The sequence below is a fragment of the Streptomyces sp. NBC_01551 genome, from assembly GCF_026339935.1.
In the GTDB taxonomy this organism is placed as follows: Bacteria; Actinomycetota; Actinomycetes; order Streptomycetales; family Streptomycetaceae; genus Streptomyces.
In genome coordinates, this window is sequence record NZ_JAPEPX010000001.1 from 4,178,390 (window position 1) to 4,190,907 (window position 12,518).

Consider the following 12,518-nt stretch of genomic DNA (forward strand, 5'->3'; position numbering starts at 1 on the left):
TCGCGTGGGTCGGACAGGGATGGGGGACAGAGTACGCGGCCGTACGGCGGGCCGTATGCCTCGTACGAGAACTGGTACGGGCCCTTCAGAACCGACCGGAGGGGCGGTTCCGGCTGGCGGGATTTCGCCCCTGCCGGACCTGTCCGGACACGTCCCGCCGGGGTCCGCGCGGGCTGCGAGACTGGCCGTATGAACTACCGCGTGCCCACGCCCGTCCCCCAGGTCATCCTCGACGACGTCCGGGGAGCCCAGAAGATGCTCTCGGGCGTCTCCCGGGTCACCCCGATGGAAGGCAGCCGGCACCTCTCCGCACTCACCGGCTCCCCGGTGCACTTCAAGTGCGAGAACCTCCAGCGGACGGGTTCGTTCAAGCTGCGCGGCGCGTACGTGCGGATCGCGGGCCTGCGCCCCGAGCAGCGCGCCGCCGGCGTCGTCGCGGCCAGCGCGGGCAACCACGCGCAGGGCGTCGCTCTGGCCTCCTCGCTGCTGGGCGTGCGCTCGACGGTGTTCATGCCCGTCGGGGCGCCGCTGCCGAAGGTGGCGGCCACGCAGGAGTACGGCGCCGAGGTCGTCATGCACGGGCAGGTCGTCGACGAGACCCTCGCGGCCGCCCAGGACTACGCCGACCGCACCGGGGCGGTGTTCATCCACCCGTTCGACCATCGCGACATCATCGCGGGCCAGGGCACCGTGGGCCTGGAGATCCTGGAGCAGTGCCCGGAGGTACGGACGATCCTGGTCGGCATCGGCGGCGGCGGGCTCGCCGCGGGAGTGGCGATCGCGGTGAAGGCGCTGCGGCCGGACGTGAAGGTCATCGGCGTCCAGGCGGCGGGCGCGGCCGCCTACCCGCCCTCGCTCAAGGTCGGGCATCCGGTCTCGATCGACAACCCGGTGACGATGGCCGACGGCATCAAGGTCGGCCGCCCCGGCGACATCCCCTTCCAGATCATCGGCGAGCTCGTCGACGACGTCCGCACGGTCTCCGAGGACGCCCTCTCCAGCGCGCTCCTGCTCTGCCTGGAGCGGGCCAAGCTGGTCGTCGAGCCGGCCGGCTGCAGTACGGTCGCGGCCCTGCTCAGCGACCCCGGCCTGTACGGCGCCGGCCCGGTCGTCGCGGTGCTCTCCGGCGGGAACATCGACCCGCTGCTCCTCCAGCGGATCCTGCGGCACGGCATGGTGGCGGCGGGCCGCTACCTGTCGCTGCGGCTGCGCGTCGCCGACCGGCCGGGGGCCCTGGCCGGGCTGCTGGGCGTGTTGTCAGTGGTGGATGCGAACGTGTTGGACGTGAGTCACGTACGGACCGACCCGCGGCTCGGGCTCACCGAGGTGGAGGTGGAGCTGCACCTGGAGACCAAGGGCCCGGAGCACTGCGCCGAGGTCGCGCGGTCGCTGCACGGCGCGGGGTACACGGTGATGAGCTGACGTCGCCGTTTCCGTGGTGAGACGCGACATAACGCGATACGGTTTCCCCTGGCCACGGTGTCACCCGTTCGGCCGGGCGAGTTCTGCCCGGCAATCCTAGGATTTGCGTAGCCAGCACCCGAAAAACGCGGAAACACACGGAAACACCCGATTTGCTTTGGGAGAATCCCTATGCCAGGCGCCATCTACGCCGAGGGTCTGGTCAAGACCTTCGGCGACGTCAGGGCTCTGGACGGCGTGGACCTCGATGTCCCCGAAGGCACCGTGCTGGGCCTGCTCGGCCCCAACGGCGCCGGCAAGACCACCGCCGTGCGTGTCCTGACCACCCTGCTCCAGCCCGACAGCGGCAAGGCCGTCGTCGCCGGGATAGACGTCCTCAAGCACCCCAACGAAGTCCGCCGCGCCATCGGCCTCTCGGGCCAGTTCGCCGCCGTGGACGAATACCTGACCGGCCGGGAGAACCTCCAGATGGTCGGCCAGCTCTACCAGATGGGCGCCAAGGCGGCGAAGGCCCGGGCCGTCGAACTGCTGGACCGCTTCAACCTCGCGGACGCCGCCGACCGCACCGCGAAGACGTACTCCGGCGGCATGCGCCGCCGCCTCGACCTCGCGGCGGCCCTCGTCGTCCGCCCGCCCGTGATGTTCATGGACGAGCCGACCACCGGCCTCGACCCCCGCAACCGCCAGCAACTGTGGGACGTCATCAAGGAACTCGTCGCCGGCGGCACCACCCTGCTGCTCACCACCCAGTACCTGGAAGAGGCCGACCACCTCGCGGACGACATCTGCGTGGTCGACCACGGCAAGGTCATCGCCCGCGGCACCTCCGACCAGCTCAAGGCCCGCACCGGCGGCGAGCGCGTCGAGGTCGTCGTGCACGAGCGGGAGCGGATGACCGAGGCGCGCGCCGTCCTCGCCGGCTTCGGCAAGGGCGAGACCTCGGTCGACGAACACACCCGCAAGCTGACCGTGCTGGTCTCGGGCGGCGCCAAGCTGCTCGCCGAGGTCATCCGCGAGCTGGACGGCCGGGGCATCGAGATCGACGACATCGGCCTGCGCCGCCCCACCCTCGACGACGTGTTCATCTCGCTCACCGGCCACGTGGCCGCGCTGACCGAGGAGGAGAACGGCGCGCCCCCGGCGGACGGCAAGGGCCGCCGGTCCCACAAGGCGGCGAAGGAGGCGGTCAAGTGACCACCACGTCCCCGACCCCGGAGCTCGCCGCGCCGCGCCCGCGCGGGGGCGTCGTGCAGAGCGTCAACGACTCCCTGGTCATGGCCAAGCGGAACCTGATCCGCATGTCCAGGATTCCCGAAATGATCATTTTCGGGGTCATTCAGCCAGTCATGTTCGTGGTGCTCTTCAGCTACGTCTTCGGCGGCTCGATCAGCGTCGACGGCAGCACCTCGCCCGCCGCCTACCGAGAGTTCCTGATGGCCGGCATCTTCGCCCAGACCGTCACCTTCGCCACGGCCGGCGCGGGCGCGGGCATCGCGGACGACATGCACAAGGGCCTGATCGACCGGTTCCGCTCGCTGCCCATGGCCCGGGGCGCGGTCCTGACCGGCCGCACCCTCGCCGACCTCGTCCAGACCACCCTCACGCTGGTCGTCCTGGCCGTGGTCGCGCTGCTCGTCGGCTGGCGCACCCACACGAGCCCCGGCGAGGTGCTGGCCGGCTTCGCCCTGCTGCTCCTGCTCGGGTACGCCTTCTCGTGGATCGGCGCACTGATCGGCCTGTCGGTGCGCACCCCGGAGGCGGCCACCTCGGGCGGGCTGATCTGGCTGTTCCCGCTGACGTTCATCTCGAACGCCTTCGTCCCCTCCGACAACATGCCGCCGTTCCTGCGCACCATCGCCGAGTGGAACCCCTTCAGCGCGACCGTCCAGGCGGCGCGGGAGCTGTTCGGCAACCTGCCGCCGGGGTACGAGGCGCCGCAGGCCTGGCCGATGCAGCACCCGATCATCGCGTCGGTGGCCTGGTCGGTGCTGATCGTCGTGGTCTTCCGGACCCTCGCGGTCCGCAAGTACCGCTCGGCGACGGCCTGAGCCCCTCCCGCAGGCGTCGTACGCACACGCGAGCCCCCGCCCGGATCGCTCCGGACGGGGGCTCGCGTACGTCCACTCGTACGTCTTCTCGTACGTTCTCGTGCGTCTTGTCGCGCGAGGGTGATCAGCCGGTGAAGGGCTTGACGTCGAGGATCTTGACGGTGGCCTTCTTGCCGTTCGGCAGTTCGTACTCGGCGTCCTCGCCGATCTTCTTGTTCAGCACCCCGACGCCCAGCGGGGACTGGGGGGAGTACGTCTCGAAGTCCGAGGACGCGTACTCGCGGGAGGCCAGCAGGAACTCCATGGTGTCGTCCTCGTCGCCGTCGAAGGCGATCTTGACGAGCGTGCCCGGAGCCACCACGCCGTCGGAGGCGGGCGCCGTCCCGACCTTGGCGTTCTCCAGGAGCTGCGTCAGCTGCCGGACCCGGAGCTCCTGCTTGCCCTGCTCCTCCTTGGCCGCGTGGTACCCGCCGTTCTCGCGCAGGTCGCCCTCCTCGCGGGCGGCCGCGATCTTGGCGGCGATCTCCGTGCGTGCGGGACCAGAGAGGTAGTCCAGCTCGGCCTTCAGCTGGTCGTACGCCGCCTGGGTCAGCCAGGTGACGCTCTCGCTCGTCTGGGTCACGGGTGCTCCTCGTCGGTACAGGGGACTACAAAGCCGCCAGCGGCGGGCGAAACCACGAGCCTAACAATTCGGGAAGAAAAGGGGGAGGACACCATGTGTATGAAGTGTGTCATTGCGCCCCGTGCGGCCTTGTGGGGTCGATGGGGCTCCGGGATGGCGGCGGTGCGGCGCCCGGCGTGGCGGCCGGGGTGCGGGGTCGCTCCGCGGGGTCAGCCCGTGCCGTCAGCCCGTGGAGGTCGTGGCCGCCGGCTGGCAGCCGACCAGTTCGATCATCGTGGCGCGGCCGGTGGTCTTCAGCGTGACCATCTCGTCGACGCGGCTCTCGCGCTGGGCGAAGGTGTAGTCCGCGCGGCCCACCTCGCCGTGGCCCTTGTCCTGGGAGATCAGGGTGCAGACACCGGTGACCGAGGCTTCCTTGCGGACCTCCAGGTGCACCTTCACCTCGGAGTCCGAGACGACCTGAAACTTGATCACCTCGGCGCTGACGCTCTGGCCGCCGACGTAGTCCCAGCCGATCCAGCCGACCATGCCCAGCAGGCCCACGCCCAGCACCGAGCCGACGACCTTGAGCTTGCGGTCGGCGCGTTCGTCCGCCGACCGGCCGTAGCGGCCCTCGGGGAGTCCCTCGCGCACCGAGCTCATGATCGTTCCTTCCATGGAATTTTCCGTCCCCCGATTCGGTCAGTATAGAAACCGCCCACGCTGACGAATCACAGAGGATCCTGTCTTGACCGAGCAGCTTCGACTGATGGCCGTCCACGCCCACCCCGACGACGAGTCGAGCAAGGGCGCGGCCACCATGGCCAAGTACGTGTCCGAGGGGATGCCCGTGCTGGTGGTGACCTGCACCGGCGGCGAGCGCGGCTCGATCCTCAACCCCAAGCTCCAGGGTGACAAGTACATCGAGGAGAACATCCACGAGGTGCGCGCCAAGGAGATGGACGAGGCGCGCGAGATCCTCGGCATCGAGCAGGAATGGCTCGGCTACGTCGACTCGGGCCTCCCCGAGGGCGACCCGCTGCCCCCGCTGCCCGACGGCTGCTTCGCCCTCGCCGACGTGGACGAGGCCGCGGGCCGGCTGGTGAAGAAGATCCGCGCGTTCAAGCCGCAGGTCATCACCACGTACGACGAGAACGGCGGGTACCCGCACCCCGACCACATCATGACCCACAAGATCTCGATGGTGGCGTTCGACGGGGCGGCCGACACCGAGAAGTACCCGGAGGCCGAGTTCGGCCCGGCGCACCAGCCGCAGAAGCTGTACTACAACCAGGGCTTCAACAAGCCGCGCACCGTCGCCCTGCACGAGGCGCTGCTCGCCCGCGGCATGGAGTCCCCCTACGGGGAGTGGCTGGAGCGCTGGAAGGAGTTCGAGCGCACCGAGCGGAACCTGACCACGCACGTGCCCTGCGCCGACTTCTTCGAGATCCGTGACAAGGCGCTCATCGCGCACGCCACGCAGATCGACCCGGACGGCGGCTGGTTCCGCGTTCCCATGGAGATCCAGAAGGAGGTCTGGCCGACGGAGGAGTACGAGCTGGCGAAGTCGCTCGTCGACACTTCCCTCCCCGAGTCCGACCTCTTCGAGGGCATCCGGGAGAATGCGGAAGCATGAGCGCTACGCAGGCAGCACTGAACGAGCTCCTTCCGCTGGCGGGTGACACCTTCGACAAGAACAAGGTGACCCCCGGAATCCTGGGGTTCCTCGTGTTCGCGGCCCTCGCCCTCGGGGTGTGGGGCCTGATGAAGTCGATGAGCCGGCACATGGGGCGGGTCGACTTCCAGGAGGCCCCGGAGCCGGGCACCGCCGGCCCCACGCCCGACCGGGCCCCGTAGGACCGCCCCACACGCGACCGCCGCCCGTCCCTCCGGGGGCGGGGCGGCCGCTTCCGCGCGCGACCGGTCGCGTGCGCGGCCGGGACGGAACCCACTCGGCCCGGCAGCGTCTGCGCCGCGCGGCGGAGGCTCTGGTGTGCCCGGCAGCGCGGGCGCGCGCGGAGGCGCCTCAGGTCGGGTGCCCGGGGTACCCGTATGTCCTCGGGGGCCTCAGGTCGGGGTGCCCATGGTTTCTCGTGCGCGCAGGTCCGGGACCATGCCCAGGCGCCATGCCTGCCAGGTCTCCGCCGGGTCCACGCCCCGGGCCAGGATCACCGCGTACGCCTCCAGGCAGTCCTCCAGCCGCGCGTCCCGCGCCGGGTGCGGGGCCGCCGCCAGCCGGGCCATCTCCGCCCGCGCCTCCTCCGGCGCCGCCGGCAGCGTGTACGGCAGCAGCGTGCAGCGCAGGAAGCGCGCCCAGTCCTCCCCGCGCCGGTCCCCGTACGAGATGAACAGCCGCACCGCCTCCTCGCACAGGTCCAGCGCCTGCGGCACCCGGCTGTTGCCCGCGTCCACCACCGCCAGCTCCAGGCAGGTCCACGCCTCGCCGTGCGCCAGCCCGATCCGCCGGAAGTCGGCCCGGGCGTCCACCAGCAGCTGCCGCGCGAACCCCGAGTTCTTCAGGTTGCCCGTCTGAGCCGCCCGCTGGTCACGGGTCACCCGGCCCGAGTGGTGGCGGGCGTGCGCCAGCCCGTACACGTCCCGCATCCGCGAGAACATCGTCCGCGCCCGCTCCAGCTCCCGCACCGCCGGATCCAGCTCGCCGCCCTCCTCCAGCGCCTGCCCGAGGTAGTACAGCGTCCACGCCTCCCCGCGCGCGTCCTCCGCCTCCCGGTGCCGGGCCAGCGCCTCCCGGAGCCGCTCCACCGCGAGACCCGGCTCCCCGTCCAGTACCCGGGCCCGGCCCAGCTGCGTCAGCGCCCACGCCTCGCCTCGGTCGTCGCGCGTGCGCCCGTACAGCTCCAGGGCGAGCCGCAGCCCCGCCTCCGCCCGCTCCACGTCGCCCGTGCGCAGGTACACCTGGCCGAGCTGGAAATGCGCCCAGGCCTCGCCGTGCACGCTCTCGCTCTCCCGGTGCAGCGCCAGCGACCGCTCCAGCAGCGTGACCGCCTCCCCGAGCCGCCCCCGGTCCCGCTCCACCGCCCCGAGCGCGTGCAACCCCCACGCCCGGTCGCCCGCCAGCTCCTCCGGCTCCTGCAGGACCAGGGCCTCGCGGATCCGGGACGCCGCCTCCGCCAGCTGCCCCTGGTGGTGCAGCGTGATCCCGAGCGAGATCAGCGCCATGCCCGCGCCCGCGTCCTGGTGCGCCTCGCGGTACTGGTCCACCACCGAGGTCAGCGTGGTGCGGGCCTTGTCCAGCTCGCCCAGCTGGCGCGCCGCGATGCCGGTGCGCCACTGCACCGAGCGCGCCAGCCGGCCCTGGTCCACCGCCCGCGTCAGCTCGTTGATCTCGCCGAGCCGGTACAGGTCCCCGCGCAGCAGGCAGAAGTCGCAGAGCGCGCCCAGCAGGTCCAGCACCGCCTGCTGGTCGACGCCCTCCGAGTGCCGCAGGGCCGCCGTGATGAAGCTGGACTCGTCGTCCAGCCAGCGCAACGCCGCGTCCAGGGAGGCGAAGCCGTGGCCCCCGAACTGATTCGACCGGGTCGACATCTTCCCGTCGACCATCCGGATCACCGAGTCCGCGAGCTGCGCGTAGTTCCGTATCAGCCGCTCGTGCGCGGCCGCGGCCTGCGCCCGGTCCTCGTCGGCCGCGAGCCGCGCCGCCGCGTACGCGCGCACCGCGTCGTGCATCCGGAACCGCTCCCCGCGTACGTGGTCCAGCAGGCCCGCCTGTGCCAGCTCGCGCAGCAGCCGCCCGGCCTCCACCCGGTCCGCGTCGATCAGCGCCGCCGCCGCCGACGGACCGAGCGAGGCCCGGCCGGCCAGGGTGAGCCGGCGCAGCAGACGGCGCCGCTCCTCGGGCAGGTGCGCGTACGCCAGGGCGAGCGCCCGCCGCACGGGGTCGCCGGTCGTGTCCCCGGCCTCGGCTCGGGCCGCTTCCCCCGCGTGAGCCGCTTCCCCCGCGTGAGCCGCTTGCGCCGCGTGCGCCGCTTCCTCCGCTTCCGCCTCTTCGCCCGCGCCCTTCGCGCCGAGCGGCGCCAGCACGCGCAGGGCCAGCGGGAGCCCGGCGCCCAGCGCGAGGAGCCGGTCGAGGGTGCGGTCCTCGTCCTCGTACGGGGCCAGGCCCGCCTCCTGCGCCACCGACAGCACCAGCTCAGCCGCCTCCGCCTCGGCCAGCCGCGGCACCGGCAACTGGTGCACCCAGGCCGACAGTCCCGCCGGGAGCTCCAGCGGCTCCCGCGCCGTCACCAGCACCAGGCTGTCCGAGCGCTCCGGCACGAGGATCCGTAGCTGCGCCGCGTCGACCGCGTCCTCCACCACCACCGTCACCGGCTGGCCCTGGAGGTGCTGGTGGTACAGCTCGGCCAGCCGCCGGACCTGCTGCTCCGCCGAGGCCCCCTCGCGGAACAGCAGCTGCTCGCGCGGCGCCCCCAGCCGGTTCAGCAGGTGCAGCAGTGCCTCCCGCGTCGACAACGGGGCCTCCCCGCCCGGGGAGCCGCCGCGCAGGTCCACCACGCAGGCGCCCCGGAACTGGTCCCGCAGGCCGTGCGCCGCCCGCAGCGCGAGCGCGGTGCGGCCCACCCCGGGCTCGCCGTGCAGCACCACCACGACCGGCCGGGTCTCGGTACTGGCCCGGGCCGCCCGCACCCACTGCTCGATCCGGGTCAGCTCGCTGCGGCGCCCGGTGAACGTGCTCTCCGTGAGCGGGAGTTGCCCGAAGGACTGCTCCAGCGTGCCGCGCCGGCGCGCCTGAGCGCTGCGGTCGGTGCGGCGGGGTTGCGCAGCCGCCGGGCGCGGCGCCCGCGCGGCCGCCGTCACGGCGCGCTGCTGCTCCAGGAACGGCCGGATGCCGCGCACCTCCAGCGCCGTCAGCCACTGGAGCCTCAACTGCTCCGGGCCGCCCGGCCGGCCGAGGGCTCCGGCCCGCCGGTTCGCGGCCGGCAGGTGCAGGGCCGTCACCTTCGCCACCGTCGTGGCCGCCCCCGCGACGCCCACGACGGCTCCGGTGGCCAGCGCCGCGCCCGCCGCCACGCCGAACGCGAGGTCGGCGCCGAGGGCGGTGGCCGCCGCGACGGCCGTCACCAGCAGGGCCGTGGACGTGTTGCCGCGCCGGAACGCCTCGCCGAGGGACTCGTCACCGGCGCCCGCCTCGTCGAGGGCCCGTACGTAGGCCTCGTACTCGGCGGCGGCGCTCGTCGCCAGCCCGTCCAGCGCCTCCCGGCCCCGCGCCAGCAGCGCCGCTCTGTCGAGCGGCGTCCCCGCTCCCGCCGCCCGCCGCGCCTCTTCCTCCACGGCCCGCTCCAACAGCCGCTCGGCCTCACCGCGATGGCTGTCCCGCATCGGCATCCTCCTGAGAGAGCTCCGGCAACGTGCGCCAAGTGTCCGCCGGGACGTGCGCGAAGGCGAGAGAATCTGAGGTAGTTCAGAGGGAGCGCTCCAAATCTGCCAAGTTTCGCCGCTCGAACAGGAGTTGTGCCGTTCTAGGCTGAGCCGATGAGCCGACGACGGGGAACCCTGGCACTGTGCGCGGCGGCACTGTGCGCGGCGGCGCTGCTGCCGGTGACGGGCTGCGAACGGCAGCCGCCCGCACGGGGCTTCACCGTGGCGTACGAGGAACCGGCCGCCGCCGACCGCGGCAGCGCCCGCGCGCTGCGGGAACGGCGTGTCGTGGAGTCCGCCGCCACCGAGCTGAACGGGTACCTCGACCTGCCGTACGAGGTCACCCTCCTCGGCCGCTCCTGCGCGGGCGAGGGCTCCGGGTACGACCCCGGGGCCCGGCTGATCGAGCTCTGCTACGAGGACCTCACCGAGCAGCGGGAGCTGTTCGAGACGGCCGGCCGCCGCCCGGCCGAGGAGGAGGCGGCCGCGGTGATGACCGAGACCGTCTTCCACGAGGCCGGCCACGCGCTGGCCGACGCGCTGGACCTGCGCTTCGACGCCGACCGCGCCGAGGAGGACGCCGCCGACGCGTTCGCCGCCCTGATGCTGATCCGCGAAGGCCCGCCCGGCGAGCGCACCCTCCTCACCGCCGCCCGGGCGTACGAACTCGCGGCCGCGCGCCCCGACCCGGACCCCGGCCCCGACGAACACGCCCCGCCCGCCGCCCGCGCCGCCGCCCACCTGTGCCGCCTCCACGCGGCATCCCCCGCCCGCCACCCGGCCGCCCCCACCGCCCAGCCCTGCCCCGACACCTGGACCCGAGCCCTGACGCCGCTCCTCCGGCGCCCGCACCGGGGGAGCGCATAGATTGGCACCATGCCGAACCGCCTCGCGAACGAGACCTCGCCGTATCTGCTCCAGCACGCCGACAATCCGGTCGACTGGTGGCCCTGGTCGCCCGAGGCGTTCGCGGAGGCACGGGAGCGGGGCGTCCCCGTCCTGCTCAGCGTGGGCTACAGCAGCTGCCACTGGTGCCACGTCATGGCGCACGAGTCCTTCGAGGACGAGCCGGCCGCCGCGTACATGAACGAGCACTTCGTCAACATCAAGGTGGACCGCGAAGAGCGACCCGACGTGGACGCGGTCTACATGGAGGCCGTGCAAGCGGCGACCGGTCAGGGCGGCTGGCCCATGACCGTGTTCCTCACCGCCGACGCCGAGCCCTTCTACTTCGGCACCTACTTCCCGCCCGAGCCCCGGCACGGGATGCCCTCCTTCACGCAGGTCCTCGAAGGCGTGCGCACCGCCTGGGAGGGCCGCCCCGAGGAGGTCGCGGAGGTCGCGCAGCGGATCACGAGGGACCTGGCCGGGCGTCAGCTGGACTACGGCAAGGCCGGCACCCCCGGCCCGGAGGAGCTCGCGCGGGCGCTGCTCGGGCTGACCCGCGATTACGACGCCACGCGCGGCGGATTCGGCGGCGCGCCCAAGTTCCCGCCGTCCATGGTGCTGGAGTTCCTGCTGCGCCACCACGCCCGGACCGGGGCCGAGGGCGCGCTCCAGATGGCCGCCGACACCTGTGAGGCCATGGCCCGGGGCGGGATCTACGACCAGCTCGGCGGCGGCTTCGCCCGGTACGCGGTCGACCGGGAGTGGGTCGTGCCCCACTTCGAGAAGATGCTCTACGACAACGCCCTGCTCTGCCGCGTCTACGCGCACCTGTGGCGGGCCACCGGGTCGGAGATGGCGCGGCGGGTCGCGTTGGAGACCGCCGATTTCATGGTGCGGGAACTGCGCACCCGGGAGGGCGGGTTCGCGTCCGCGCTCGATGCGGACAGCGAGGACCCGGAGACCGGGAAGCACGTCGAGGGGGCGTACTACGCCTGGACGCCCGCCCAGCTGCGCGAGGTGCTCGGGGAGGCGGACGGGGAGCTGGCCGTCGCCTGTTTCGGGGTCACCGAGGAGGGCACCTTCGAGCACGGCACCTCCGTACTCCAGCTGCCCCAGGACGGGCCGGCGGCGGACGCGGAGCGGATGGCGTCCATCCGGGCGCGGCTGCTCGCGGAGCGGGACCGGCGGCCCGCGCCCGGGCGGGACGACAAGGTCGTGGCCGCCTGGAACGGGCTGGCCGTCGCGGCGCTCGCGGAGTGCGGGGCGTACTTCGAGCGCCCGGATCTGATCGAGCGGGCGACCGAGGCGGCGGACCTGCTGGTCCGGGTGCACATGGACGGGCGGGCGCGGCTGGCGCGGACCAGCAAGGACGGCCAGGCCGGCGCCAACGCCGGGGTGCTGGAGGACTACGGCGACGTCGCCGACGGGTTCCTCGCGCTGGCGGCCGTCACGGGCGAGGGGGTCTGGCTGGAGTTCGCCGGGTTCCTCGTGGACCTGGTGCTGGACCAGTTCCGGGCCGAGGACGGCTCCCTCTACGACACCGCGCACGACGCGGAGCGGCTCATCCGGCGCCCCCAGGACCCCACCGACACGGCGGCGCCCTCCGGCTGGACGGCCGCCGCCGGGGCGTTGCTCTCGTACGCCGCGCACACCGGCTCGGAGGCGCACCGTACGGCGGCCGAGCAGGCGCTCGGGGTGGTGCACGCGCTCGGGCCGCGTGCCCCGCGCTTCATCGGGCACGGGCTGGCGGTGGCGGAGGCGCTGCTGGACGGTCCGCGCGAGGTGGCGGTCGTCGGCCACCCGGACGACCCGGCGCGGGCGGCGCTGCACCGCACGGCGTTGCTGGGGACGGCTCCTGGGGCGGTTGTGGCGGCCGGACTGCCGCGTGCGGCGGACGGGAGCGGTGGGGAGTTCCCCCTCCTGGCCGAGCGCACACTCGTACGCGACCTTCCTACGGCGTATGTGTGTCGACATTTCGTCTGCGCGCGGCCTACGACAGATCCGGTCGAGCTCGCGGATCAGTTGGGTACGGTTCGTCCCTGAAGGGACGGGAGTACCGTCAATTCCGTTTCTTCCCAAGGGCGTTAAGAAACGCGATTTTTATCCAGTCAGTGTCCCACCGTCACCTTCCCTGCCTAGTCTCGTGGCTTCGGGAGACACCGAGATCGCGCACTGGGGGGTGC

Annotated in this window: 10 protein-coding genes; 7 read left to right on the forward strand and 3 right to left on the reverse strand. The window is 72.8% G+C overall.

The window, feature by feature from the left end:
* Positions 1-189: 189 nt before the first annotated feature.
* The 3 genes from ilvA to OG982_RS19005 all read left to right on the forward strand — a co-directional run bounded on the left by ilvA (position 190) and on the right by OG982_RS19005 (position 3,470).
* On the forward strand, positions 190-1,422 hold the full coding sequence (gene ilvA / locus OG982_RS18995; protein WP_266785215.1) for a threonine ammonia-lyase: 1,233 nt from the start codon (positions 190-192) through the stop codon (positions 1,420-1,422).
* Between the two features lie 171 nt (positions 1,423-1,593).
* Positions 1,594-2,616 (forward strand): ATP-binding cassette domain-containing protein, encoded by a 1,023-nt coding sequence (locus OG982_RS19000; protein WP_266785213.1) that lies wholly within the window; start codon positions 1,594-1,596, stop codon positions 2,614-2,616.
* Positions 2,613-3,470 carry an ABC transporter permease gene (locus OG982_RS19005; protein WP_266785211.1) on the forward strand — a complete coding sequence of 286 codons (858 nt, stop codon included), beginning with the start codon at positions 2,613-2,615 and terminating at the stop codon, positions 3,468-3,470. Before OG982_RS19000 ends, OG982_RS19005 begins: the two co-directional genes overlap by 4 nt.
* A gap of 124 nt (positions 3,471-3,594) precedes the next feature.
* On the opposite strand, the gene greA is transcribed toward OG982_RS19005, so the two are convergent.
* Together greA and OG982_RS19015 are read right to left on the reverse strand one after the other, a co-directional pair.
* Positions 3,595-4,092 carry a transcription elongation factor GreA gene (gene greA / locus OG982_RS19010; protein WP_266785209.1) on the reverse strand — a complete coding sequence of 166 codons (498 nt, stop codon included), beginning with the start codon at positions 4,090-4,092 and terminating at the stop codon, positions 3,595-3,597.
* Between the two features lie 222 nt (positions 4,093-4,314).
* Positions 4,315-4,734, reverse strand: a complete 420-nt coding sequence (locus OG982_RS19015) for a DUF4307 domain-containing protein (protein WP_266791861.1) — start codon at positions 4,732-4,734, stop codon at positions 4,315-4,317.
* A gap of 85 nt (positions 4,735-4,819) precedes the next feature.
* Here OG982_RS19015 and mca point away from each other — a divergent pair, with 85 nt between their 5' ends.
* Both mca and OG982_RS19025 read left to right on the forward strand, forming a co-directional pair.
* A complete protein-coding gene (gene mca, locus OG982_RS19020; protein ID WP_266785207.1) occupies positions 4,820-5,707 on the forward strand; it encodes a mycothiol conjugate amidase Mca in 888 nt (295 codons plus the stop codon).
* Positions 5,704-5,928: a hypothetical protein gene (locus OG982_RS19025; RefSeq protein ID WP_266785205.1), complete on the forward strand. Its 225-nt coding sequence runs from the start codon at positions 5,704-5,706 to the stop codon at positions 5,926-5,928. The genes mca and OG982_RS19025 overlap by 4 nt, the downstream gene beginning before the upstream one ends.
* A gap of 210 nt (positions 5,929-6,138) precedes the next feature.
* Here the strand turns inward: OG982_RS19025 and OG982_RS19030 are convergent, their stop codons facing one another.
* Positions 6,139-9,408: a tetratricopeptide repeat protein gene (locus OG982_RS19030; protein ID WP_266948947.1), complete on the reverse strand. Its 3,270-nt coding sequence runs from the start codon at positions 9,406-9,408 to the stop codon at positions 6,139-6,141.
* Positions 9,409-9,561: 153 nt separating this feature from the next.
* On the opposite strand from OG982_RS19030, the gene OG982_RS19035 reads away from it, so the two are divergent.
* On the forward strand, positions 9,562-10,314 hold the full coding sequence (locus tag OG982_RS19035; RefSeq protein WP_266948949.1) for a DUF4344 domain-containing metallopeptidase: 753 nt from the start codon (positions 9,562-9,564) through the stop codon (positions 10,312-10,314).
* 9 nt (positions 10,315-10,323) lie between these two features.
* A complete protein-coding gene (locus OG982_RS19040) occupies positions 10,324-12,378 on the forward strand; it encodes a thioredoxin domain-containing protein (RefSeq protein WP_266785199.1) in 2,055 nt (684 codons plus the stop codon).
* Positions 12,379-12,518: the final 140 nt, after the last annotated feature.